The sequence below is a fragment of the Streptomyces sp. S3(2020) genome (assembly GCF_013044505.1).
Taxonomy (GTDB): Bacteria; Actinomycetota; Actinomycetes; order Streptomycetales; family Streptomycetaceae; genus Streptomyces.
Genome location: NZ_JABERD010000028.1, coordinates 19,409 through 42,567 on the forward strand (window position 1 = coordinate 19,409; position 23,159 = coordinate 42,567).

A 23,159-nucleotide genomic window follows, 5' to 3' on the forward strand; every position below is an offset into this window, starting at 1 on the left:
TCTGCCTCCGGTGGGTCAGGGGACGTTGACGAACGCGAGGGTCGCCTCGCCGTCGCACCGGCCGCCGTGGGCGTCCTGGTAACGGAAGACGGTCTGGGCGTGGAGGAAGGGGCTGCCGCCGCCGGGAGCGCGCCGGGCCACGGAGCGGAACTCCATCTCCCCCGTGAAGTGACGGGGGTTGACGGGCCGCCGGAAGTTCGACGCGAAGCGGGCGATGAGGATGTCGGGGAGCTGGTGACGCCAGAAGTCGTCCAGGGTCCATGCCTCGAAGCCGGTCAGCAGCCCTTCCTTCACGGACTTGGCGACCAGGTAGTACATCAACTGGTTGTAGGCGATGTTGACCTCGACCGAGTTCAGGTGGCCGGTGTCGTCGATGTAGCAGGACTCCTCGATCGCGAAAACGCCCTGCGCGCAGGAGAGTCCGGCGCTCGCCGTGACCTCGGCAGACTTCAGGTACTTGCAGTGCTCCTTGTAGGGCACCAGGACCCGGATCAGCAGTTCCTCGTCGGTGGGGTACGACCGCTGCGGCGGGGAGGCGTCGCGCTCGGTGGCCGGCGCGGTCACGCTGCGCGCATCCCGTCGTACAGCCTGCGCTCGTCGTGGACGGTGACGCGGTGGGAGACGGTCGGCTCGGGGGTGGTGGTGTGACGGGCGCGGTGGATGAGGCTGCGGTTGTCCCAGACCAGCAGGTCGCCCTTCTCGAAGCTCTGCAGGTGGATGCCCTCGTGCTCGAAGGACTCGTCGAGCTGGCCGGTGGCCTCGAAGAGCCGCTTGAGCAGTTCCTCGTCGAGCGGTTCGCCGGCCGCGTCCTCGATCCCGACGGTGAAGCCCTCGCTGATGTAGAGGACCGTCTCCCCCGTCATGGGGTGAGTGAAGGTGGTGGGCTGGACGACGGGCGGGGTCTTCGTCTCGACCTCTTCGATGATCTCGGAGATCGGGCGGTAGACGTCGTGCGGGCGGATCTTGAAGTACTTGCGCACCGAGTGACGGCAGCGCGTTGTGGCGATCTCCTTCTTCAGTTCCTCGGGCAGCCGCTCGTACGCCTTGCCCATGTCGATGAAGTAGGTGCCGCGGTTCTTCTCCGGAACGACCTGCGGGTAGATCAGGGTGATACCGAAGGGGTCGGGCATGAACTGGTAGTCGGCGTGCCAGAACTTGCCGGTCTTCGGCACGCCTATCTGCTTGCCGTTCTCCGGCACGTTGGAGGAGACGAATATCTCCGGGACGTCCGGGTGCTTGTACATCGGCTCGTAGTACGTCTCGGGGCGGCCCAGCCGCCTGCCGAGGGCGAGGAACTGCTCGGGGGTGAGGTCCTGGCCCTTCAGGACGGCGATCTTCTTCGTGTAGACGGCCGCCTTGAGAGCCTGGATGTCCGCTTCGGAGGCCGTGGTGTGGTCGAAGCCCTCGACGGTGACGCCGAGCGCGGCTCCCAGCTGGTCCTTGATCTGCATGGCTGTCGGTCCTTCCGTTCGGTTCAGACGGTGGTGGTGCGGCGGGAGTCGACCAGGTCGGCGATCTGGCCGAGGGTGAGGTCGGGCTGGAGTTCGTCATCGCCGACGGTGACGCCGAGGTCGCGTTCGATGCGGATGCTGATCTCGACGGTGGTCAGGGAGTCCACGTCCAGTGCGCCGAGGGTGGCCTCGGGGCGGATCAGGTCGGCGGGGACGTCGTGCAGCTTCACGATGACGTCGACGATCTGCTCGTAGGTGGTCATGGTGTGGTCCGTTCCGATTGCGGGTGAGTGTGCGGGGGGAGTTCGGGCCAGGTCATCAGGCAGGAGCCCCAGGTGAGGCCGCCGCCGAAGGCAGTCAGAAGGAGGCGGTCGCCGGGGCGGATCCGCCGCCGGGTGGCGGCGTCGGCCAGGGCGAGCGGGATGGAGGCGGCCCCGGTGTTGCCGACGGCGTCGACGTTGGCAACACAGCGCTCCCTCGGTAGGCCCAGGTCGTCGGCGACGGAGTGCAGGATGCGCAGGTTGGCCTGGTGAGGCACGAAGTGGTCGACGTCGTCGGTCTTCCAGCCGCCCTGCTCCAGAGTGGCCCGCGCCGAGGCGGCCATGCGGGTCACCGCGTGCCGGTAGACCTCCTTGCCGCGCATCGCGAAGTGCCGTTCTGCGTGCGTGGGTTCGCCCCCGGTGGACCTCTGGCGGGAACCTCCGGCGGCGACCGTGATCAGGTCCTCGTGGGCGCCGTCGCTGCCGAGGTCGAAGTGGCCGACCGCGCCCGGTTCGTCCGCGTCTCCCGCGCGCAGGACGACGGCTCCGGCGCCGTCCCCGAAGATGATGGCGTTGGTGCGGTCGAGCGGGTCGACGATGGTGGAGTAGGTGTCCGCGCCGATCAGCAGCACCCGGCGGGCGACACCGGCAGCGATCAGACCGGCGGCGGTCGCGAGGCCGTACACGAACCCCGTACACACCGCCCCGACATCGAAGGCCGCCGCCCCCGCGAGGCCGAGGCGGGTGGCCACCACGGGTGCGGTGGCGGGGCAGGGACGGTCCGGGGTGGTCGTGGTGACGATCACCGCGTCGGCGGGAGCGCCACCGGCCGAGCGCAGGGCGAGCCGACCGGCTTCGACGGCGAGGTCGGAGGTGGCCTGGCCCGGCTCGGCGACGTGCCGGCTGCGGATCCCGGTGCGCGTGCGGATCCAGGCGTCGTCGGTGTCCAGCCGTGCGGCGAGTTCGTCGTTGGTGACCACACGGGGCGGCACCCATCCGGCCAGTCCGCACAGGACGGCCGCCGGACCGGGCGGGCTGGGGGCGTTGCTGGGCACAGCTGTTCTCCTCGTGGGGCTCGTGGGGTGGTGAGAAGGAGGGTGGGTGAGGCGTCTATGCGGCAGCGGTCGCGGTTCTGCGCAGGACCAGGGTGAGCGGCACGCCGCAGCACAGGACGGCCGCGACCGCGAACACGGCGCCACGTATCCCGGACAGCAGGGCCTCGTCCGGCGGACCCGTGCCGACGCTGCCGGACAGGGCGACCAGCAGGGCGAGGCCGACCGCACCGCCCACCTGGAGCGTGGTGGAGGCCATGCCGGAGGCCACGCCCTGGTCCTCGGCGGCGATCCCGGACGCGGCAACGATCCACATGCCGGTCCAGGCGGCGCCCTGACCGAGCCCCAGCAGCACGATCCCCGGCAGCAGCAGGACGTAGGAGCCGTCCCCGGTGAGCGCGAGACCGAGGGCAGCGGCCCCCGCCGCACCCAGCGACATGCCGCCGACCAGCATGCGGCGCACTCCGACGCGGGCGACGGCCCGCTCACCGACCTGCGTGCCCAGCGCGGTCACCACGGCCGGGACGAGGAACGCGAGGCCGGTCGCGAACGCACCGTAGCCACGCACGTTCTGGAAGTACAGGGTCAGGAAATAGGGCAGCGAGCTGAAAGTGGCGCTGTAGAGCGCGGTGATCGCCATCGCGGCGACCAGGCCCCGGTGGGCGAACAACCGTGCCGGGACCAGTGGATCGCGCGCGCGGGTCTCGACGAGTGCGAAGACGCTCAGCAGGGTGACCGAGAGCAACGCGCTCAGCAGGGCGGACGGGCTCCCCCAGCCGGCCTCGGGAGCGTGCACCAACAGGAAGACGAAGAGCGTGATCCCACCGGTGGCGGCCAACGCGCCGGTGACGTCGAACCGCCGGGTACCGCCGCGCGGGCCGTCCGCCGGGAAGAGCCGCAGGCCCGCCCACGCCAGCGCAGCCGCCACGGGCACGTTGACGAAGAACACCGACGGCCAGCCGAACGCCTCCACGAGCACCCCGCCCAGCAGCGACCCGAAGCACAGGCCCCCGGCCCCCGCCGCGCCCCACACCGCGAGAGCCCGGTTCCGGGCGGGCCCCTCCTCGTAGATCGTGTTGATCAGGGCGAGGGTGGCCGGGAACAGCAGCGAGCCGCCGAGCCCCTGCACCGCGCGCACCGCGACCAGCACCCCCGCCGACTCCGACAGCCCTCCCACCAGTGACGACCCCGCGTAGACGAGCGCCGCGGCGACGAAGGTGCGGCGCCGGCCCAGCAGATCGGCCGCCCGGCCGCCCAGCAGGAGGAAGCCGCCCGTCGTGACGACGTAGGCGCTCACCACCCACTGCAGGCCGTGCGCGGAGAAACCGAGACCGGCGCCTATCTCGGGCAGGGCGACATACACGATGTTGTAGTCGAGCGCGATGACCAACTGGGCCAGCGCCAGAACCAGAAGGGACAGTCGTGTCCGCACCGGTCGATACCCCCTCCCACACACGGAAAAACAGTGAAATAATCAGTCCGAGAATCGGAACTGCCAAGCAATTTCGGCCACCGTAACACCGGCGAGAAACCTTGAGAACAACCGGAAGGGAAACATTTCCAGAAATCGCGTTCAAAGATTTTAGGCAGCACCAATTGCCGACAGCGTGACAACTGTCGGACTGTTTTCGGTGCGGAATTCAGACCGTCAGGAATCCCCCATGAGGCGCCTGATCTCGGTGATGAGAACCGTCAGCGCCCGCCGTTCCGGGAGTGTCGTTTCCGGATGCCACAGGTCCACGAGCAGGCAGGCCCGCGGCCGTTTGCCGTCATTGCGCGCCTCATGCTCGAAGGAGTAGTCGAAGAGCAGGCACTTTCCCTCCTCCCAGAAACGGGTTTCACCCGCCACGGTGATGCTGCAACCGTCCGGAATATCCACGGCGAGATGCAGATTGATACTGAAGTTCCACAGGTCGCAATGCGGTGCGACGGCCGCCCCCGGCAACAGCGTGGAGAAATGACATTCCAGCAGGGGGCATATCTTCTCGGTGTCGACGGCGAACTCCTGGAGCACCTTGTACGCCGTGGGCACGGTGTCCGCCGATTCCGCGACCAGCCCTCCGCCCCGGAACAGATAGAGGGCCTGCCAGTCCTGCTGCCGGCTCAGGTAGTGCTCGTAGTCCGAGAACATCTCCCGGCGCCCCGCCCAGGCCGCGGTCAGCTCCTCCTTGATAACCGGATGGGCCGCTTCGAACGCGTCCACCACCGGGGTCAGTTCGGGATGTCCCCGGGGATCGTGCCAGGGGGTCGGGGAGAGTCCGGGCAGGATCCACTTGGCCCCCTTCTGGAGGGGGTGACGTGCCGCCCCTCCCCCGGGCTCCAGCATCCGCTCCACACGGCTGAGGGAGTCCGTACCGTGCTCGTGCCTGATCGCCGCGAAGGCGTGCTCCATCTCGGGTGTCATGCGGGCCCCTCCTGGTCGTCACCGCCGCGGCCGGCCGCCGGGTCGGTGTCTCAGTAGTAGTCGGGGGGAGAAGCCGGGGAGTTCCCGCGAAGTTCGGTCAATTTCCTTGCTCGCCAGGGGAGTTGGGTTCAGCATCGGCCACCGCTGGTGAACGGGCGGGACCGGGGCGTCCCGGGTTCATGCCCACCCGCCGGTCGCACAGCGCGGTGAGCGCCGGGTCGGCGGTCGCCATCAGGAGCGTCACCGGCAGCGCGGCCAGCAGACGCACGAGGGCGTCCCGGTCGTCCGGCTCCAGCCCCTCGCCGGGATCGTCGGCCAGCAGCACACCGGCCCCCGCCGCCACCCGGCCGACCACACGCGCCCAGTGCAGACGCCGGGTCTCGCCCGGTGTGAGGCTGCGCAGAGGACGGTCCCTCAGCCGTCCGACGCCCAGCAGGTCCGCGGCAAACGCCGCCGCGGTCGGGTGGGTGCCGCGGACCAGTACACCGGCCGCCGGCGCCCCCGAGCGGACCGGGGCGAGGACCCTCGGAAGCCAGGCGCAGGCCCTGCCCCGCCATGCCCGCTCGGCGGGGGTCCGGCTGCCCCGGCCGCCCACCGTGATCTGCCCGCCGCCCACGGGGATCAGTCCGGCCACCGCGCGCAGCAGCGCCGTCCCCGTCGCGCGGTCCCGGCCGGTCAGTACGACCCGTTCGCCGGGCGCGATGTCCAAGGACAGCCTCCGCGCGCCCGCGCAGTCCACGGCCCTCAGGCCCACGTCCAGTGCGACCGGATCGGTCGTGAGCGGCCACAGCCGCGGGACCGGGCGACGGGATCGCTCGCTGTTGACTGTCACGTCCCAGTAGTCGCCCGACCACGCCGTCGGGTTCCCGGCGGCACGCCCCATTTTCGAGAGCCGCCCCGCCGGGGGACCCTCGGAGGTCAGGCCGCCAGGACGCCGGCCGCCTCGGCCTCCCGCACCAGCCGTTCCAGGGTGGCGCGAGCGCGGGAAACCCGGGAGCGGACCGTACCCACGGGACAGCCGACGAACCCCGCCGCCTCCTCGTACGACAGTCCGACCACCTGGGTCAGCAAAAACGCCTCCCGGCGATCGTCGGGCAGACTCTCCAGCAGGTCGAGCAGAGCCACTCCCTCGTCGAATCCGGGCAGTTCGCACGACTGGACGCGCTCCTGTGCCGTACGCCAGTCGACGGCGTCGGCGATCCGGGGACGTACCGCGGCGCGGCGCAGGCTGTCGGCGACCGCGCGGCGGGCGATCGACAGCAGCCAGGTGCGGGCCGAGGCGCGGCCCTCGAAGCGGTGCAGGCTGCCGAGAGCCCGCGCGAAGGTGTCCTGGGTCAGATCGTGGGCGGTCTGCGGATCGCCACTGAGATGAGTGACGTAGCGCAGCACGTCACCGTGGAGGGCGCGGACGAAGTGGTCGGCCGCGTCCGGGTCGCCGCCGCGCGCGGCCAGCGCCCAGGCGGTCGCCGACGCGTCCGCGGATTCACGGTCCGCGCGGTGCGCGGGCAGGACGGAGATCATCACGTGATGTCCTTCTCGGGTCTTCCGGGGCCCGGCCCGCACAAGGTCAGGGGCATGGCTCACCGGGACATGGGTGCGTCCGTACGCGAGAGGTACGGCGATACCCGGAGCCCTGAGGACTGGTGCTCGCCGCCGCGGCACGGCGGCGGGACGAGCAGTGCGCCGCGATCCCGCGCGCGAGGGCGCCACGGGACGGGAGGCGAGGTGGCTCCGGGTGGATCCGGCTGTCTCAGACGACAGCGGCACCCGCGGGTGGCCCACGGAAGGTGAGGGAAGAACACAGGAGCAGCCGCACCGGGGCGTCGACGACGGCGGTGCGGCGCCCGCGCACGGACGGACGGTCCGCGGGCGCGGGCAGCGCGAGCAGCAGCCGCAGGGGCGCCGCCAGCCAGGAGGCCGCAGCCCGCAGGACCCTGAAGACGGCCCGCTCGCCGTGGGCCAGCCACAGCCCGCACAGGACCGCGGCCAGGAGGTGCGCGGCGAGCATGCCGACCGAGGCGGCACCGCTCATGCCGTGCACGTGGCCGAGGCCGGCCATGCCGTGAACCGCGTGGGTGCCGGCCCCCATGTCCATCCCGCCCATGGAACCCATGCCTGGGGATCCCATGTCCATGGAGCCCATGGAGTGCATGTCCATGGCCCCCGTGCCCGTCGAGGCGGCGGGGCGGGACTCCGGCGCGGACGCGAGCGTCTGCGCCCGTTCGAAGCTCTCGTGGAGCACGGCCTGTACGGCGGTCACGACCGCGACGACCAGGGTCCGGCCTCGCTCCCGCCCGGCGAGCAGCCAGCCCGCCACGGCGGTCGCGACGCCCCCGGCGGACATGGCCCACCAGGGGACGGGAACCCCCGACATGGTCGCGTGCGCGAGGGCGGCGAGCAGCACGCAGACGGCGGCGAACACGCCGGCCCGCACCGCGCGGCACCACCCTCGGACAGTCATAGCCCGCTCATCCTCGCACCCGGCGTTCGATCGTCGTCAGGGGGTACGCACGAACCCCCTCCCTCCACCTCACTCACGAGGGGGTGACTCACGTCACAGCCACTGCACGGGAACCCGGGGGGCGCGGAAGGCGACTACTGCAACGACACCGAGCCTGGCTGCACGACGACGGCCAGCGCCTTCACGGGGCCGCTGCGCCGGAACTCCAGGGTGAACGACACGAGGTCACCCGACTCCCACCCGGCCGCCGGCACGGGCACCGTCAGGTCGACCCCGCTCGGCGACATGGAGAGGCTGTCTCCCGCCGCGACGGAGACGGAGTCGATCTGCGACCGGTAGGCCGCGTTGCCCTGCTGCATCCGGTGCCGGGAGAGCGTCACCTCACCGGAGACGCCCCGTGCCGTGACCCGGACCAGGGTGTCGGCCGAACCGCCCCCGTTGGATATGTCGAAGAACGCTGCGGTCTCCGGGACCCCGGCGGACGGCAGCAGGATCTTCCCTCCCGCGACGCTGACGCGCGCCGGAGTACCGGCCCGTCCCGTGCCGACCCAGGCGGTCAGGCCCGCCAGGGCCACGCTGCACGCGGCGACCGGCACCAGGGCCGCGAGCGCCCCGTCCCGCAGCCGCCGCCTGTCAAGACCTTCCGGGAAGGGCACCCACTCCGAGATCCACCTCATCGGACACCCGCCTGAGCGCGCCGCGGACCCTGATGGCCACGTGCCGGGGAGGGCTGCCAGCCGCGCAGCCGAAGGCTGTTGGCGACCACCAGCACCGAGCTCATCGACATCGCCGCCGCGGCGACCATGGGATCGAGCAGGCCGACCATGGCCAGTGGCACGGTGACGACGTTGTAGCCGAACGCCCACGCCAGGTTGGCCCGGATCGTGCCCAGCGTGCGCCGGGCGAGCCGCACCGCGTCGACGAGCGCCTCGATGTCCCCGCGCGCCAGCGTCAGGTCGGCCGCGCCGATGGCCACGTCGGTGCCGCTGCCCATGGCGATGCCGAGGTCGGCTTCGGCGAGCGCGGCGGCATCGTTCACACCGTCGCCGACCACCGCGACCCGGGCGCCCTCCTCCCTCAACTCCCGCACGAGGGCGGCCTTGTCCTCCGGGGAGCAACGGGCGTGCACCTCGTCGATACCGAGCGCGCCGGCGACGGCGTCGGCGGGTGCCCTGCGGTCGCCGGTGGCGAGCACCGTGCGGATGCCGAGCCGCCGCAGCCGCTCCACCGCCCGGTAGCTCCCGGGGCGCAACAGGTCACCGACGGCGATCAAAGCCTTGGCCCGGCCGTCGACCGTCACCAGGACCGGTGTGTGCGCGGCCTCCTCCGCCTCGGCCAGGGCCTTGGCCAGTGCGCGGGGCAGCTTGCCGTCCGGTGTGACCACCTCGACCGCGACGCCCTCCACCCGGCCGCTGACCCCGTGCCCCGGCACCGCGGCGAACTCCGTCACCCCCGGCAGCGCTTCGGCCTCTCCCGTACGGCGTGCGTAGGCGGTCACCGCCCGCCCGATCGGGTGCTCGGAGCCCTGCTCCACGGCCCCGGCCAGCCGTACCACCTCGTCCTGCCCGAGCTTGCCCGGCAGCGCGGTGACCTTGGCGACCGTCATGTGCCCGGTGGTCAGCGTGCCGGTCTTGTCGAGGACGACCGTGTCCACGTGCTGCAATGCCTCCAGCGTCTGCGGTCCGCTCACCAGCACGCCCAATTGGGCCCCGCGCCCGGTGGCGGCCATCAGCGCGGTCGGCGTGGCCAGCCCCAGCGCACACGGGCAGGCCACGACCAGAACGGCGACGCAGGCGGTGAGCGCCGCCTGCGGGTCGGCTCCAGCTCCCAGCCAGAATCCCAGCACGGTCACCGCGATCGCCAGCACCACGGGGACGAACACCCCGGCGACCGCGTCGGCCAGCCGCTGCGCCCGCGCCTTGCCCGCCTGCGCCTCCGTCACCAGGCGGGTGATCCGGGCCAGCTGGGTGTCCGCGCCGACCGCGGTCGCCTCGACGAGCAGCAGCCCGCCCGCGTTGACGGCGCCGCCCACCAGGGCCGAACCGGGACTCACCTCCACCGGCTCGCTCTCGCCGGTGACCAGGGACAGGTCCACGGCCGAACTGCCTTCCGTGACGCGCCCGTCGGTGGCGACCCGCTCACCGGGACGCACCACGAAGACCTGCCCCACGCCCAGCTGCTCGATGGGGATCGACCGCTCGCCGTGCCCGTCGCGGACGGACACCTTCTTGGCCGCTAGCTCGGCCAGTGACCGCAGCGCCGCGCCGGTCCCGCGCCGCGCCCTGCCCTCCAGGTACCGGCCGGTCAGCACGAAGAGGGGCACGCTCACCGCGGCTTCGAGATACAGGTGCGCCATGCCCTCCGATGCCGAGGGCACCAGACTGAACGACATCCGCATCCCGGGCTCACCCGCTCCGCCCAGGAACAGCGCGTAGACCGACCAGGAGAAGGACGCCACCACACCGAGCGAGACCAGGGTGTCCATGGTGGCCGTGGAGTGACGAAGCCCTCGTAGAGCCCTGATGTGGAAGGGCCAGGCGCTCCACACCGCCACCGGGGCTGCCAGGACGAAGCACAGCCACTGCCAGTTGCGGAACTGGAGCGCCGGCACCATCGAAAGCACCAGCACCGGCACCGCCAGCAACGCGGTGACCAGAAGCCGTTCCCGCTCACTGCGGGCCTCGGCGTCGCCTTCGTCCGCCTCCTCGTCGTCCGCCCCGTCGTCGGGCAGCGCGGCCTGGTACCCGGCCTGCTCCACCGCGGTCACCAGGTCCTGCGGCGCGACACCGGCAGGATGGCTGACCCGCGCCAGCCCCGTGGCCAGGTTGACCGTGGCCGTGACGCCCTCCAGCTTGGCGAGCTTCTTCTCGACTCGCCGCACACAGGCCGCGCAGGTCATCCCGCCCACGGTGATGTCCGTGACCACCAGGCTCGCCGTCGGTTCGCCCGCCATCACTCACCGCTCCCGTGACTCATACCCGGCATGTCGTCCATGCCACCGTCACCGCCGCCACCTGTTCCTGCCGTTCCCCCGGTGCCGTGGATGCCGGGCGCCACCGGTCCGGCCGCCGATCCGACGGCGTAGGACACCGAGAAGACCAGGACCAGCAGGAGCAGGAAGCCGCAGAGCGCGGGCGGTGGAAGCAGTCTGCGGGTGGTCACACCGGCGGAGCGGGGTGACAGCGGGACATCGGCCATGGCCGGCCTCTTTCCTGGTCGCGTCGAACCATTGCGCAGAAGACGGCAGTTGTAGCCGTGTCGCTCCAGTAGTCGTGTCGTCGGAGCAGCGAGTTCCGACAGGAAATCGTGACTTGCATCACACATGCGATGCCGCGGGCCGCACTCCATGGCATCCCGAGAGACATCGGAGCCGTATCAGGAGAACCGCTCCCGCTGATCGAGCGGTGAGATGCCCAGGACCCGGTGAAAGGCATGGCCCATCGTGGCAGCGGTACCGAATCCGGCCTCCTCCGCGACGGTTTCGGCACTGCGCAGCGTCTCGGTCAACAAGCGCGACGCGACCGCCACTCGGGCACGTTCCACGTACACCCTCGCGGACATGCCGGTCTGCTCCCGGAACAGGCGGGAGAGATGCCGCTCGGACAGACCCGCGTGCCGGGACAGGGAGCGCACCGTCAGATCCGCTTCGGGGTGGGCGAGGACCCTGCGCTGCACCTCACGCAGGGCGGCGTTCCGCGCCTGCGGGGCGTGAAGGTCGGCGAACTGGGCCTGCCCGCCCGGCACCCGCATGTGGGTGACCAGGTACCGGGCGACCGTGTGGGCGGCTTCCCGGCCCATGTCCTCTTCCACCAGAGCCAGAGCCAGGTCGACGCCGGACGCGATGCCGCCCGCCGTCGTGACGGGACCGTCACGGACCACGGTGTCCCGGACGTGGACCTCGACGGCCGGATGGCGGCGGCGGAGTTCCTCGGCATGCTCCCAGTGCGTGGCCGCCCTGCGGCCGTGGAGCAGACCGGTCGCGGCGAGCAGGAAGGCACCCGTGCACACGGACGCCACCCTCCGTGCCCTCCCGGCCAGGACACCGATCGCCGCGACGGTCTCCTCGTCGAGGACAGGGATGCCCTCCGTGCCGGGCAGGATCACCGTGTGGACATCGGTCACGTCCTCGAAGGCCAGATCCGGCACCACCCGCAGCCCGCTGGACGTACGGACGGCAGCACCGCCACGGGACGCCGTCAGCACCTCGTAGCCCGACGCGGTCCCGCTCGCCGGATCCGGCTCGGTGGCCGCGTTGGCCGCGCAGAAAACATCGGCGGGACCCGAGAAGGTCAGACTCTGAACCCCGTCGAACAGAGGAAAGAGCACTCCACGCCGTTCCCCGCTCCCGACCGAACGGTTCATCTCGCCTCCCGGCAGGTCCACTCGGCTTCCGGCCACGAGCGGCCCTCCAACGAGCGGCCGTCCATCCAGGAGTCGGACAGCCAGGGGTCCGGGTTCCCGAACCCTCGTGTGGCGCGCGCCACACGAGGGACTGCCGCCGGGGGCGCACCCGGCCGACGAGCCACTTGGCCTCCCGCACCAATCCCCACCGTCACTCGGGCGGGAACAGCGCGAACAGCTTCTCCACGACCTCCGCGGGAGCGGAGTCCCGGGATCCCGCGTGGTACGGCGGCTCCGGCGCGTACTCGATGAGGAGCTGAAGGGCCTGCGCCACGTCGTCACCCGCGATCAGGCCCGCCAGGGTCAGAGCCATGTCGATGCCCGCCGAGACGCCTGCCGCGGTCGCGTAGTGACCGTCGATGACGACCCGCTCGTGCGTCGGAATCGCACCGAACCCGGCGAGGTGATCGAGCGCGCCCCAGTGGGTCGTCGCCCGACGGCCGTCGAGGACTCCGGCGGCGGCGAGGATCAGGGAGCCCGTGCAGACGGACGTCGTCCACGTGGCCGTCCGGTCGGCCGTGCGCAGCCACTCGTGCAGGCTTCCGTCGGCCATCTGCTGCGCCTGCCCCGGGCCTCCGCCGACGATCACCACGTCCGGGTCCGGCACGTCGGCGAGGCGTGCGACGATATCGACCGACAGACTGCCCAAGTCGTTGCGGACAAGCCCCGGACGCTCGGCGACGAAGACGACCTCGGTGTCCGGGAGGCGGCCCAGGACCTCATAGGGTCCGATGACGTCCAGCGCGGTGAAACCGGGATAGAGAACGATCGCGACCTTCATACGGGTGGCTCCTTCGGTTGCTGTGGTGGCGGATCGGCCCGAGCGGACGACATGCGTCCGTCCACGCGGACAACCGCCGTTGACATGGTTGTTCGGGGGCCTTCACACCGAGACGGACGACGAAGTGGTCGGCGGCCGACGCGGTGGGTCCGAAGCGATGCGTCATCCCCTGGGCCCCGGATCGGACGAGGAGGCGACGGCAATACGGGGCCGGCCCGTGATCGGGTGGGTGTCGAGCACCGCGCGCACCCCGAACACGTCGTGCACCAGGTCGGGCGTCAGCACGTCGGTCGGAACGCCCACCGCGACAAGCCTGCCCTCCGCCATGACCGCGACGCGATCGCAGTACGAGACCGCGTGGTCGAGATCGTGCAGTGCCGTCAGCGTCGTCATCCTCAACTGCCGGATCAGGTCCAGGACCTCGAACTGCGCGCGCACGTCGAGGTGGTTGGTCGGCTCGTCGAGGATCAGCAGCCCGGCTTCCTGCGCGAGCGCGCGGGCGAGCAGGACACGCTGCTGTTCGCCGCCGGAGAGCGTCGTGAACCATCGCCGGGCCGCCCAGCGCATGTGTACGTCGTCCAGTGCCCGCTCGATGATCCGTTGGTCACACGCGGTGTCACGGTCGAGCGTGCCCTTGCGCGGGGTGCGGCCCATGGCGACGACCTCCTCTACGGAGAACTCGGCGCCGAGGACGGTGTGCTGGGTGACGATCGCGCGACGGCGGGCGACCTCACGCGCGGACAGGCTCCACACGCTCTCACCGCCGATCAGCGCCGCCCCGCCGCTCGGCCGCAGCACCCGGTAGGCGCTGCGCAGGAGCGTGGACTTCCCGCTGCCGTTGGGGCCGACGAGCCCGACCAGCTCACCCGGCTCGATACGCAGCGACACGTCGGAGACGATCCGGGCCGAGGCGATGTCGATGCTGACGCCGTCGAACTCCAGCCGCGTCACGCCTGCTCCCCCCGCCTGGTACGGCGCAGCAGCCACAGCAGCACCGGCACACCGATGCCTGCCGTGAAGATGCCGGCCGGCAGTTCGTTGGGGCGGGCGACCGTTCGGCTCGCAAGGTCGACGAGCACCAGGAAGGTCGCGCCCACGAGCAGGGACGTCGGCAGGACACGCCGGTGTTCGGCGCCCACGACGAGGCGGGCGATGTGGGGGATCACCAGTCCGACGAAGCCGAGCCCGCCGGCGACCACGACGACGGTCGCGGTCATCAGCGACGTCACCACGAGCAGTCTGCGTCGGAAGCGGTGCACGTCGACCCCGAGCCCGGCCGCCGCATCGTCGCCGACCATGAGCGCGTTGAGGGCACGCCCCTGGGCGAACAGCCAGACGGCGCCCAGCGCGAGCGCGACGGCCGGTATGCGAAGGTCGGACCATGCGGCCCCGGCGAGGCTGCCCATGAGCCAGAACATGATGCCGGCGAGCTGGTTCGGGTTCGTCTGCAACTGCACGAAACTCGTGGCGGCGACCGCGAGATACCCCACGGCGACGCCGGCGAGGATCAACCGCGTGTCGGTCAGCTGTCCGCTTCGCTGGGCGATCAGGAACACCGTGGCCATGGTGAGCACCGCCGCGGCGAAGGCGCCGCCCGTCGCGCCCAGCCCGCCGAACGCCGCGGAGCCCATCGCCAGCACCAGCACGGCCCCCAGAGACGCGCCGGGAGTGATCCCCAGCATGTAGGGATCCGCGAGTGGATTGCGTACCAGCGCCTGCAGCCCGACCCCGATGACGCTCAGCCCGGCGCCGACCACCGCGGCCACGAGGACGCGCGGCAGTCGCAGCTCCCAGACGATCTGCTCCTGGAGCGGGTCCAGGCCCGCCGTGTCGCCCGTCATGTGACGCAGGATCACCTGCCACACGTCATGCGCAGAGACGGTGACCGTGCCCATGGACACCGCGGCGGTGACAGCCGCCACGAGCGCCACGGCGAGCGTCGCGTACAGGAGGACCGGCCTACCGAGGATGCGCCGCATCGGCGATCTTCTCCACCGCGAACGCGTTCGTCGGCCCGATGAACGCCCCGTCCGAGACGCTGGTGTACGTCTTGGTCTTCGACGCCTCCCATTGCGGGTACTTCTTGAACAGCCCGTCGGCGAGTTGCTTCACCTTGTCCTTTTCGGACGGGTCGGACAGTCCGATCACCAGCACGTCGACATCGGCGGATGCCAGCGCCTCGGCGCTCAGGTTCGAGGTCAGCTCCGGATTCGGCTTGTCGCTGGGAAAGGCGTTCTCGCCGCCCGCGGCCTCGATGATGTCGTCGTAGACACCGCCGGAGAACACGGCGGGCAAGTCGTTGGCGCTCATCATCGCCATGCCGGGATACACCAGCAACACCTTCTTGCGGTCCTCGCCCTCGACCCGATTCCTGACGGACGAAATCCGCTTCTCGAGCCGCTCGACGAGGTCCGCGGCCTTCTGCTGCTCGTCGAAGACGACCCCGGTCTGCCGGATGAAATCAAAGGTCGACTCGATCGACTGACGTTCGTAGACAGCCTGGTCCCGGGCCGACGGGTTCGTCGCCCCGTAAGCGCAGTCGACCGGGTTGACGTACGACTTGATCCCGACGTTCGCCAATTGCTCCCGGGTGGCGAATCCACTCTTCGCGTTGAACCCGCCGCTCCACGTCGACACCACGAGGTCGGGCTTGAGATCGAGCACCTTCTCGGCGGGAACATCGAAGTTCTTGTTCCACTCGACACCCCGGGTCGGCAGTTTCGCGACCTCCGCGACCATCTTCGGGTCGTCGGAAATGGTAACGCGTTGCGCGTTCGCGAGAATACGGGTCTGAAGGCCGAGAAGGACGTAGGTCTCCACCTCTCCGACGGACGCGCCGTTCATGATAAGTACACGTTTGGGCGGGGCGTCGAATGTCACCTTCTGGCCGCAGTTGTCAATCGTCAGCGGATACGACGTCCTGGTCGGTGCGGCACTTGTCCCCGCAGCCACCGTGGCGTCCGAACCAGACCCCGCCGAGTCACCGGAGCCGCACCCCGCGGCTGACAGGCTCAGCACGACGGAGACCATCACGACAGCACACCGTTTTGCTCCGGGCCGAAAGGACCGGAGGAATGTCAAAGGCATCTGCACATCTACTTTCAGGAATTCACAGGCAGACCGGGTCAGGTCTTGGCGGTCCACAGGTGAGCGCCATCTGAAACCCTCACCGAGCGTATGAGCGCCGCGTCAGGTCGTCGATGTCACACAGCCCAAGAAATCTGCCGTCTCCCGGATCGGGGGAGGCGAAGGAGGAGTCCGTCCTATCAGGGAGCGGAGTGGGGCGTCGACGGCTTCCCGAACGTACGGCGGTACTCCGTGGGCGATACGTCGAGTTCGCGCAGGAACGCCAGACGCATCGCTTCCGGCGTCCCGTATCCGCAGGCACGCGCGATACGCGTCACACCGTCTCGGGTGTCCGTCAGCAGGCGCTGCGCGGTCTCCAGGCGCAGAAGATCCACGTAGCGGCCCGGGGTCGTCCCGACCTGCTCGGTGAAGGCACGGGCGAACTGGCGGGGGGACAGGCCCGCCCGCCCCGCCAAGGCCGGAACCGAGAGGTCGGATGCCGGGTTCGCGGCGGCCCAGTACTGGACCTCACGCAGCGGATCCGAACGGGCGACCTGCGCCGAGAGCTGCACGCTGAACTGGGCCTGGTTGCCCGGCCGGCGCAGGTAGACCACCAGCAGCCGCGCGATCTCGTGCGCCACCGCGCGACCGAAGTCCTCCTCGACCAGGGCGATGGCGAGGTCCACGCCGGCGGTCACTCCAGCCGACGTGGAGATCGGCCCGTCCCGGACGAAGATCGGCACCGGATCGACCTCGACCCGGGGAAACCTGCTCGCGAGGTAGTCACAGGATTCCCAGTGCGTCGTCGCCCGGCGGCCGTCGAGCAGTCCGGCCTCGGCAAGGAGATACGCCCCGGTGCACACGGACATCACACGTCTCACGCGAGGAGCACGCTCACGGAGCCATGCCACGAGTCGCTCGTCGACGTCCCCCACGCCCGGCCCACCCGGTACGAGCAGGAGGTCGGGATCCTCTGCATCGGCCAGATCGAGGTCGGGAACCAGTCGCAGACCACCGGCGGCGCGCACGGCCTCGCCTCCGACGGAAGCCGTTCGAATGACATAAGGCGGCGTGTCCACGCTTCCGGTGAAGCGCGCCGCCACCGAGAACACGTCCACGGGCCCTGCCACGTCGAGGGGCTGCACGCCGTCGAACAGCACGACCAGTACCGACTGGGTTCCCACCCGGGCGACACCGGCATCGCCGGAAGGGCTCATCACTCCGCCGAGGCTACCGCGTCGTCACACCTGGCTGAGTACCCGTCGGCAGGCAGGCCCGTCAGGACCCCGCCGAACCGGCTCAGCGCCCTCAGACCACGCCAGGGCCACCCGCGACGTCCCCCAGGTCGTCAACGTCCAGCACGGCAATATCCAGGGGCCTGCCCCGAAAAGGTCAGACCTCGTTGACCTGCATGTTTGCCGGACTAGCGAAGTGACGCCAAGTCACCCGCTACACATAGGGAACCTGAACTCCACCACGTCCCCTCGTCGGCAGCAGGTCGGCGAACTACATCTATGCGCGTCACCGACCGCCCCGCCGCTCCGGCCCGTCAGGGCTCCATCCCCTGAGATACGGCTTGAGTTCCTCCGGCGTGGGTTCGCGTGTGTCCGGCATTTTCGGAAGGTCGCTCAAGGGGTCGATCGACCTCGCGTACGCCCTTGCCCACTCCAACCAGCGCCGGGCCCGGCTCAGAGCCGGCTCGTCCGCAACACCGTGAAGCTCGCCAATCCGACGTTCCAAGGCCGTGCAGTACGCGCTGAGGGCAGCGGACTCCTGCCAGCGCCCGGCCTCTTCGCGTAGTGCCTGGGCAAGTTGTTCGCGAACAGCCTGTTCTTTCGCCACCTCCACGGCCGCTCGCCAGCGAACTTCGCGTTCCGCAATGGCTCGCTGCTCGTCCTGCCTGCGCCGAGCGTCTTGTGCGGCTCGTGCCTCGATCTCTCCAAGGACCGCGTCCAGGGCCTCTTCGAGCGTCCGGGTCTTCCGATCTCGCCAGCGACCGGGCCGGTCGGTCAGGCCGTGAGCGACCTCCACGACGAGGCGAGACGAGCGGTCGGGATCTGTGGACTGTGGGAACTCCTGCCTGACACTGACGGTGTAGGCGAGGCCGTCGACAGCAATGTCCACTCCGCCCTCGCGTGGGTGAAGGAACGAGTGGGCCTTCCGCACCTCATACCCTCGCCGGACCGCCTCAGCCGACAGTCCCTGCAGCAGGAGAAGCGACCTTCGGCGGAGCCCCGAAGGCATGATGAGTCGTCGGCGCTCGTCGTCTTTGAGCGCGGTGACGATCGGATGGAGGTTCCCCAGCCGTGAGGGAACGGGGACCGGATCCCCACTTTCCTTCGGCCGTTGACCCCGCGCATTGGGATGCGGGCCATCCGCAAGGAACAGTTCCAGCCCCGGCGCAACGTACGGAACCTTCTCGATGCGCTTGCCCGCTGGTTCCAGACCATGCCGTTTCGCGTAGTTGACGACGCGCCGCCACTCCGCGACCTCGTCATCGTCAGGGTCGGTGATCCGAACGCGGCCCTCGGCGACGAGCCGCTCGATCAGCTCATGAGCCTTCGCCCGCCGGGCCCGCGCGACGGGCCTCTCGCTGTAGGGCATCCGGGGGCTGACGGGCGCTGCCAGCTCACTGCCATCAGCGGCCGCAGAGTCGTCGTCGATCATCAGGACCCCACCATCCCGCAAGGTATCGGCCGAGCGCCAGTCACTCGACATCCAGGCTCCACCACCCGCGCTGAAAACGAGATCGTTCGACGAGTCCGTACTGGCGTACAGAGCCGAAAGGCGCCCGTCAGCAGTGGGAGTCCCCTGGGACTTTTCTGGGACTTCCGGCCCCATCAAGCAGCACGAGCATGAAATAGCCGAAAGGTCATTCGTGCAGGTCAGCGACCACAGCCCATTCATCGCGGCAGGTCACCGCGTCCGCTGGTCTCTTCCGGGACATCTGAGCGGCCCTCGCAGGAACGCCGTCGCACCCATCCCGACCTGTGTCCACGCAGGGCTGGAGGGGCGCGGCGGCGTCAGCGATCAGCGCCCGGCCACAAACCGTACGAACGGCGCCCACTGCTCACGCCCCACGGCGAAGGGCGAGCGGGACACGTCCTTGGAGTCCCGTACGTGAACGGCCTGTTCGGCGATCGCGATCTCCACGCAGTCGTCGCCCTGGCTGCCGCTGTAACTGGACTTGAACCAGGCGAGTTCCGTCGTACCGCTACTCATAGCTCTCCTCGCAGTCGCTCCAGCAAGTCCCTGGATTCCTTGGGACCCAGGGCCTGCGAGCGCAGTGTTTCATAGCGCTGGCAGAGCAGGCTCACCTCTTTTCGGTCCGAGATCAACCGGCCGTTCTCCTGCCCCTCGGAGTACCCGAGCCGCTGACCCGCCGGGGTCTCCAAGATCCGCACCGGCCCATCCAGGCACGGGTGCAACCCAGCCTCCAACGGCACCAATTGAAGCGTCACATTACGCGGAGCGCTCCGCTCCAACACATGATCCACCAACCCGCGCATCGCCTCCGCGTCCCCGAACCGCCGCCGGAAGACATGCTCTTCCACGATGAAGCTGAAGGGCACGGTGGGCCGTTCACCCATCATCCGCTGCCGCTCCATCCGCGCGGCGAACTGCTCCTCCAACTCCCCATCGGTCCGCAGCGGAATCGTGCCCTCGAACACCGCCCGCGCATACGCCTCCGACTGCAACAACCCCGGCACCAGCCGACATTCGTACGTACACAGGCTCACCGCCTCCCGCTCCAGCCGAGCCCACCGCCGGAACCAAGCCGCAAGACCCACCTCGCCCCGGCTGAGATGGCGAGCCGCCCGCCTCAACGCGCCCGTGCCGCCCAGCGCCCCCTCCGCGCGCTCGATGAACGCCTCGTCCGGCATCCGGCGTCCCAACTCCACGGACTCCACGGTGTGCTTGGAGAACTGGACGATCGCGGCGAGCTCTTCCCGGCTGAGCCCCGCGTGCTCACGTAACGCCTGCACGACCGCCCCGAACGTGCGCAGACTGTCCGACGGATGAGGCTCCCGCTCCCACTCCCCCGCCGAAACCGCCCGGACGCCGTCCTCCGCGCCCGCCTCTTGCCCGACTTCGACGATGTCCATCCGCCGCCCCTCTCTCCAGCCCGTTCGCTGCCGCACACGCCACCACTCAGCGTGACGGCCCCACGCGCGTACTGTCTACTCCGCGTGCCCGTACGCTGACTCCGCGTACGGGGCGCGGCGCCCGCGCGCAGCCCTACCCGGACGACGCGCGGACGCCGAGGTCACGCCGTCGGATCGAGGAACGTCAGGACGGAGGCGTCCTCCTCGATGAGCGGAGTGAGTGCGGTGTTGAACGGGGGGCCGTAGGGGGCCTTCAGGTGTGCCTGGAAGGCGTCCTCGTCGCGGTAGACCTCGAAGATCCAGTAGGCGCGCGGGGCGGCGGCCTTGGTGTAGACGTCGAAGGTGAGGTTGCCTTCTTCCTCGCGGACAGTGCGGGCGTAGTCCCCGATCAGGCGGGCGACCTCGTCCTGTGCGCCTTCACGGGCGGTGAACTCTGCGAGCAGGGTCTTCTTCACTGTGTCGTGTCCTTGTGTGATGGTTGTTGTGGCGTGCGGCCGTAGTGGTGGTCGTGGTGGTCGTGTCAGTCGTGGTGGGGTCGAGGTGCCAGACGGTGGCCTTGTTCAGCTTCACCGAGCCGTTCTCGGCGAAGACCTGCACTCCCTGGCTGGCGGGGTCGGGGAAGATCTGGTCGGTGATCACGGCTTCGCCGTCGCCGCCGAAGACCTCGACGGACGACCAGTCGACGAGGATCCGCAAGGTGATCCTGCCGTTCGTCGGCTTCAGGGGTGCGGTCTGGATGCCGGGGAAGGTGCTGTTGAAGTCCACGGCGCCGGAGAGGGTGCGGTCGACGTACAGCTCCTGGGTCGTGGTGTCGTAGCCGATGACGGTTTCCTCGCCGTCGGCGCCGGTGCGCACCTTGAGGCCGAAGCGTTCGGCGCTGTCGAGGGTGAAGGTGGCCTCGATGTCGAGTGACTTGCCTTCGGCGGCGGGACCGATCAGTGCCGTCGACGTGTTCGTCACGGTGGTGGGGGTCGCGGTCGCCGGGGATGCCTGACGCAGGGACTCCACGCTGCTCACCGGTTCGCTGGTCAGCCGGACTTGGCCGTCGACGGTGCGCAGCGCCACCTCGCGGGGGATGCTCTGCGCGCCGCGCCAGGGGGTGGTGGGGACAGCGCCGGCGTAGTCCCAGTTGCTCATCCAGCCGATCATGTACCGCTTGCCGTCCGGGGCGTCCTCCCAGGACACGGCCGCGTAGTAGTCCTTGCCGTAGTCGGCCCAGCTCGCGCGTTGCAGGACGGAGAGGGCGGGGGTGCTTGCCTCGGTGAACCGGTCGGCGAGGATGTGGCCCCAGCCGCCGGTGTTCATGTCGACGAGCTGGATCCGCGCCTCCTTGCCGAGGTAGGGGCGCATGTCGAAGGAGGCCCAGTCGAGGGTCTCGCTGTCGGAGCCGGTCGCGCTGCGGACGACCTGGCCGTCGACGACCAGGTTGACGGAGGTCTCCTCGGTGCCGGCCTTGGCCTGGGTGTCGGACAGCACGATCTGATCGGCGTTGATGTGGCCCCAGCCGCCGGTGTTGTCGTCGACCACCCTGATCTGGGCCTTCTTGCCGGTGAGGTCTCTGACGTCCCAGGAGGCCGTGTCCAGTGCCTCGGCATCCTTCCCGGTGGCGCTGCGCACGACCTCGCCGTCCACGAGGAGTTCGAGGGCGGTGGGGTTCGCGGAGCCGACGGGGTGGTTGCCGCCGCCGATGCGGAAGTTGACGTAGCGCTTGTCGATGGTGAACTCGGGCGAGGTGAGGGTGCCGGTGGTGGCGTCGCCGTTCAGGAAGGTGTTGACCAGCCCGCCGCCCTGGAAGCCGGAGACCTGCTGCTGGCCGGGGAGGGTGCCGGTGGCCGGTGCCGAGCCGAACGCGGTGCCGGTCGCCGTCCAGTCGCCGTAGGTGCCGTCCTCGAAGTCGGCGAGGATCTGCCCGGGTCGGTGCGGGTGCCGGCCGCCGCCGACCTTGAAGTTCAGGTAGGGGCTGTCGACGGTGAAGGCGGGCGAGGTGAGGGTGCCGATGGTGGCGTCCCCGGAGTGGAAGCTGTTGGCGAGGCCCGTCCCGTCGAAGCCGCTGACGGTCTGCTGCCCGGCGAGCGTCCCGGCCGCCGGTCCCGAACCGAACGCGGTGCCCGTGGCCGTCCACGCACCGAAGCCCGTGCCCTCGAAGTCCTGTACGACGGTCCCGGCGGGCGGGGTGTAGGAGCCGTCGTCGTCAGCGGTGAACGTCGTGCCGTCGAAGTCGCCGACGAAGTACTGGGCCGCCGAACCGCCCGCGATGCCACCGGGGTTGAGGTTGACGACCAGAACCCACTTGATGTTGTCCGGGTCCCCGTCGACGGCCAGCGGGAACAGGTCGGGGCACTCCCACACCCCGCCCGTCGCACCGGCCGGGCCGAACTCACTGAGCCGCGTCCAGTCCTTGAGGTTCTTGGAGGAGTAGAACAGCACCTTGTGCTCGGCGGACAGCGACACCGTCATCAGCCAGCTCTTGGTGGGCTCGTACCACTGGACCTTGGGGTCGCGGAAGTCCCGTGAGCCGATGTCGAGGACGGGGTTGCCCTGGTACTTGGTCCAGGTCCGGCCGCGGTCGACGCTGTAGGCAAGTGCCTGTGACTGTATGCCCGTCGAGTTGTTGTAGCTGGTGTAGATCGCCACCATGGGCGGGTTCGCGGCGGTACCGAAACCCGTGGTGTTGTTCTTGTCGACGACCGCGCTGCCGGAGAAGACCATCTCCTGGCCGTCGTTCGACAGAGCGACCGGCAACTCCTGCCAGTGGACGAGGTCGGTGCTCACCGCGTGGCCCCAGGACATGTCGGCCCACGAGTTGCCGTTCGGGTTGTACTGGTAGAAGAGGTGGTACTCACCCTCGTAGTACACAAGGCCGTTGGGGTCGTTCATCCAGTTCTTCTCCGGAGTGAAGTGGAACTGGGGGCGATACGTCTCGGAGTACGCCGCGGTGTCGGCCGCGACGGCCTGCGGGGCAGGCAGGGCGGGAGTGAGCAGGGCGGCGAACAGCGCGCAGACGGCCGCCGCCACAAGGGGCGTTCGCAGCCGGGCATGCCGGGATGCACGTCCAGAAGTCATGGTGTCTCCTGTGCCGCGGGCTCCACGCAGCACAGCCTGCGGCGGGCGGCCCGAGAATGTCTCGCCCCGGTCCGCGATGTCGTCCACACCACCGACCAGGGCGTGTCAACGTTG

23 protein-coding genes are annotated in these 23,159 nt (G+C 70.0%); all 23 read right to left on the reverse strand.

The window, feature by feature from the left end:
* Window positions 1-15: 15 nt before the first annotated feature.
* The gene (locus HLK59_RS12165; RefSeq protein ID WP_171141386.1) at window positions 16-564 is read right to left on the reverse strand and encodes an FcoT family thioesterase; all 549 of its coding nucleotides are present in this window, start codon (window positions 562-564) and stop codon (window positions 16-18) included.
* Window positions 561-1,451, reverse strand: coding sequence for a TauD/TfdA family dioxygenase (locus HLK59_RS12170; RefSeq protein WP_171141387.1), 891 nt, complete (start codon window positions 1,449-1,451; stop codon window positions 561-563). Before HLK59_RS12170 ends, HLK59_RS12165 begins: the two co-directional genes overlap by 4 nt.
* Before the next feature lie 23 nt (window positions 1,452-1,474).
* Window positions 1,475-1,714 carry an acyl carrier protein gene (locus tag HLK59_RS12175; protein WP_093590698.1) on the reverse strand — a complete coding sequence of 80 codons (240 nt, stop codon included), beginning with the start codon at window positions 1,712-1,714 and terminating at the stop codon, window positions 1,475-1,477.
* Window positions 1,711-2,766, reverse strand: coding sequence for a beta-ketoacyl-ACP synthase III (locus HLK59_RS12180; protein WP_171141388.1), 1,056 nt, complete (start codon window positions 2,764-2,766; stop codon window positions 1,711-1,713). The genes HLK59_RS12175 and HLK59_RS12180 overlap by 4 nt, the downstream gene beginning before the upstream one ends.
* A 55-nt stretch (window positions 2,767-2,821) precedes the next feature.
* A complete protein-coding gene (locus HLK59_RS12185) occupies window positions 2,822-4,195 on the reverse strand; it encodes an MFS transporter (protein WP_346779716.1) in 1,374 nt (457 codons plus the stop codon).
* Window positions 4,196-4,411: 216 nt separating this feature from the next.
* Window positions 4,412-5,167 carry an aspartyl/asparaginyl beta-hydroxylase domain-containing protein gene (locus HLK59_RS12190; RefSeq protein ID WP_171141389.1) on the reverse strand — a complete coding sequence of 252 codons (756 nt, stop codon included), beginning with the start codon at window positions 5,165-5,167 and terminating at the stop codon, window positions 4,412-4,414.
* Between the two features lie 97 nt (window positions 5,168-5,264).
* A complete protein-coding gene (locus HLK59_RS12195; RefSeq protein ID WP_171141390.1) occupies window positions 5,265-5,999 on the reverse strand; it encodes an ABC transporter ATP-binding protein in 735 nt (244 codons plus the stop codon).
* 86 nt (window positions 6,000-6,085) lie between these two features.
* Window positions 6,086-6,688 carry a sigma-70 family RNA polymerase sigma factor gene (locus HLK59_RS12200; RefSeq protein WP_171141424.1) on the reverse strand — a complete coding sequence of 201 codons (603 nt, stop codon included), beginning with the start codon at window positions 6,686-6,688 and terminating at the stop codon, window positions 6,086-6,088.
* 229 nt (window positions 6,689-6,917) lie between these two features.
* Complete coding sequence (locus HLK59_RS12205; protein WP_171141391.1) at window positions 6,918-7,628, reverse strand: hypothetical protein; 711 nt, start codon at window positions 7,626-7,628, stop codon at window positions 6,918-6,920.
* Window positions 7,629-7,762: 134 nt separating this feature from the next.
* A complete protein-coding gene (locus HLK59_RS12210; protein WP_171141392.1) occupies window positions 7,763-8,305 on the reverse strand; it encodes a copper chaperone PCu(A)C in 543 nt (180 codons plus the stop codon).
* Window positions 8,302-10,581 carry a heavy metal translocating P-type ATPase gene (locus HLK59_RS12215; RefSeq protein ID WP_171141393.1) on the reverse strand — a complete coding sequence of 760 codons (2,280 nt, stop codon included), beginning with the start codon at window positions 10,579-10,581 and terminating at the stop codon, window positions 8,302-8,304. Before HLK59_RS12215 ends, HLK59_RS12210 begins: the two co-directional genes overlap by 4 nt.
* Complete coding sequence (locus tag HLK59_RS12220; protein ID WP_171141394.1) at window positions 10,581-10,826, reverse strand: hypothetical protein; 246 nt, start codon at window positions 10,824-10,826, stop codon at window positions 10,581-10,583. Before HLK59_RS12220 ends, HLK59_RS12215 begins: the two co-directional genes overlap by 1 nt.
* 177 nt (window positions 10,827-11,003) lie before the next feature.
* On the reverse strand, window positions 11,004-11,990 hold the full coding sequence (locus HLK59_RS12225; protein WP_171141395.1) for a DJ-1/PfpI family protein: 987 nt from the start codon (window positions 11,988-11,990) through the stop codon (window positions 11,004-11,006).
* Window positions 11,991-12,180: 190 nt separating this feature from the next.
* Window positions 12,181-12,810 (reverse strand): DJ-1/PfpI family protein, encoded by a 630-nt coding sequence (locus HLK59_RS12230; RefSeq protein WP_171141396.1) that lies wholly within the window; start codon window positions 12,808-12,810, stop codon window positions 12,181-12,183.
* 162 nt (window positions 12,811-12,972) lie between these two features.
* Complete coding sequence (locus tag HLK59_RS12235) at window positions 12,973-13,761, reverse strand: ABC transporter ATP-binding protein (RefSeq protein ID WP_171141397.1); 789 nt, start codon at window positions 13,759-13,761, stop codon at window positions 12,973-12,975.
* Window positions 13,758-14,789, reverse strand: a complete 1,032-nt coding sequence (locus HLK59_RS12240; protein WP_171141398.1) for an iron ABC transporter permease — start codon at window positions 14,787-14,789, stop codon at window positions 13,758-13,760. Before HLK59_RS12240 ends, HLK59_RS12235 begins: the two co-directional genes overlap by 4 nt.
* On the reverse strand, window positions 14,770-15,840 hold the full coding sequence (locus HLK59_RS12245; RefSeq protein WP_240982360.1) for an ABC transporter substrate-binding protein: 1,071 nt from the start codon (window positions 15,838-15,840) through the stop codon (window positions 14,770-14,772). The genes HLK59_RS12240 and HLK59_RS12245 overlap by 20 nt, the downstream gene beginning before the upstream one ends.
* 236 nt (window positions 15,841-16,076) lie before the next feature.
* Window positions 16,077-17,093: a GlxA family transcriptional regulator gene (locus tag HLK59_RS12250; protein WP_206327049.1), complete on the reverse strand. Its 1,017-nt coding sequence runs from the start codon at window positions 17,091-17,093 to the stop codon at window positions 16,077-16,079.
* A 304-nt stretch (window positions 17,094-17,397) separates the two neighbouring features.
* Window positions 17,398-18,543 (reverse strand): hypothetical protein, encoded by a 1,146-nt coding sequence (locus tag HLK59_RS12255; RefSeq protein WP_240982359.1) that lies wholly within the window; start codon window positions 18,541-18,543, stop codon window positions 17,398-17,400.
* A 363-nt stretch (window positions 18,544-18,906) separates the two neighbouring features.
* On the reverse strand, window positions 18,907-19,098 hold the full coding sequence (locus HLK59_RS12265) for a DUF397 domain-containing protein (RefSeq protein ID WP_171141399.1): 192 nt from the start codon (window positions 19,096-19,098) through the stop codon (window positions 18,907-18,909).
* Window positions 19,095-19,982: a helix-turn-helix transcriptional regulator gene (locus HLK59_RS12270; protein WP_171141400.1), complete on the reverse strand. Its 888-nt coding sequence runs from the start codon at window positions 19,980-19,982 to the stop codon at window positions 19,095-19,097. Before HLK59_RS12270 ends, HLK59_RS12265 begins: the two co-directional genes overlap by 4 nt.
* A gap of 161 nt (window positions 19,983-20,143) precedes the next feature.
* A complete protein-coding gene (locus HLK59_RS12275; RefSeq protein ID WP_171141401.1) occupies window positions 20,144-20,437 on the reverse strand; it encodes an antibiotic biosynthesis monooxygenase family protein in 294 nt (97 codons plus the stop codon).
* Entirely contained in the window at window positions 20,400-23,045 is a 2,646-nt protein-coding gene (locus HLK59_RS12280; protein WP_171141402.1) for a GH32 C-terminal domain-containing protein, read from the reverse strand. The genes HLK59_RS12275 and HLK59_RS12280 overlap by 38 nt, the downstream gene beginning before the upstream one ends.
* Window positions 23,046-23,159: the final 114 nt, after the last annotated feature.

Excerpts from the sequence above, each read along its gene's own strand:
- HLK59_RS12225 (WP_171141395.1), bottom strand. The coding sequence starts at position 11,990 with ATGAACCGTTCGGTCGGGAGCGGGGAACGGCGTGGAGTGCTCTTTCCT.
- HLK59_RS12270 (WP_171141400.1), bottom strand. The coding sequence starts at position 19,982 with ATGGACATCGTCGAAGTCGGGCAAGAGGCGGGCGCGGAGGACGGCGTC.
- HLK59_RS12280 (WP_171141402.1), bottom strand. The coding sequence starts at position 23,045 with ATGACTTCTGGACGTGCATCCCGGCATGCCCGGCTGCGAACGCCCCTT.
- HLK59_RS12255 (WP_240982359.1), bottom strand. The coding sequence starts at position 18,543 with ATGATCGACGACGACTCTGCGGCCGCTGATGGCAGTGAGCTGGCAGCG.
- HLK59_RS12205 (WP_171141391.1), bottom strand. The coding sequence starts at position 7,628 with ATGACTGTCCGAGGGTGGTGCCGCGCGGTGCGGGCCGGCGTGTTCGCC.
- HLK59_RS12170 (WP_171141387.1), bottom strand. The coding sequence starts at position 1,451 with ATGCAGATCAAGGACCAGCTGGGAGCCGCGCTCGGCGTCACCGTCGAG.
- HLK59_RS12210 (WP_171141392.1), bottom strand. The coding sequence starts at position 8,305 with ATGAGGTGGATCTCGGAGTGGGTGCCCTTCCCGGAAGGTCTTGACAGG.
- HLK59_RS12265 (WP_171141399.1), bottom strand. The coding sequence starts at position 19,098 with ATGAGTAGCGGTACGACGGAACTCGCCTGGTTCAAGTCCAGTTACAGC.
- HLK59_RS12250 (WP_206327049.1), bottom strand. The coding sequence starts at position 17,093 with ATGAGCCCTTCCGGCGATGCCGGTGTCGCCCGGGTGGGAACCCAGTCG.
- HLK59_RS12200 (WP_171141424.1), bottom strand. The coding sequence starts at position 6,688 with ATGATCTCCGTCCTGCCCGCGCACCGCGCGGACCGTGAATCCGCGGAC.
- HLK59_RS12230 (WP_171141396.1), bottom strand. The coding sequence starts at position 12,810 with ATGAAGGTCGCGATCGTTCTCTATCCCGGTTTCACCGCGCTGGACGTC.
- HLK59_RS12175 (WP_093590698.1), bottom strand. The coding sequence starts at position 1,714 with ATGACCACCTACGAGCAGATCGTCGACGTCATCGTGAAGCTGCACGAC.
- HLK59_RS12190 (WP_171141389.1), bottom strand. The coding sequence starts at position 5,167 with ATGACACCCGAGATGGAGCACGCCTTCGCGGCGATCAGGCACGAGCAC.
- HLK59_RS12220 (WP_171141394.1), bottom strand. The coding sequence starts at position 10,826 with ATGGCCGATGTCCCGCTGTCACCCCGCTCCGCCGGTGTGACCACCCGC.
- HLK59_RS12215 (WP_171141393.1), bottom strand. The coding sequence starts at position 10,581 with ATGGCGGGCGAACCGACGGCGAGCCTGGTGGTCACGGACATCACCGTG.
- HLK59_RS12240 (WP_171141398.1), bottom strand. The coding sequence starts at position 14,789 with ATGCGGCGCATCCTCGGTAGGCCGGTCCTCCTGTACGCGACGCTCGCC.
- HLK59_RS12245 (WP_240982360.1), bottom strand. The coding sequence starts at position 15,840 with ATGGTCTCCGTCGTGCTGAGCCTGTCAGCCGCGGGGTGCGGCTCCGGT.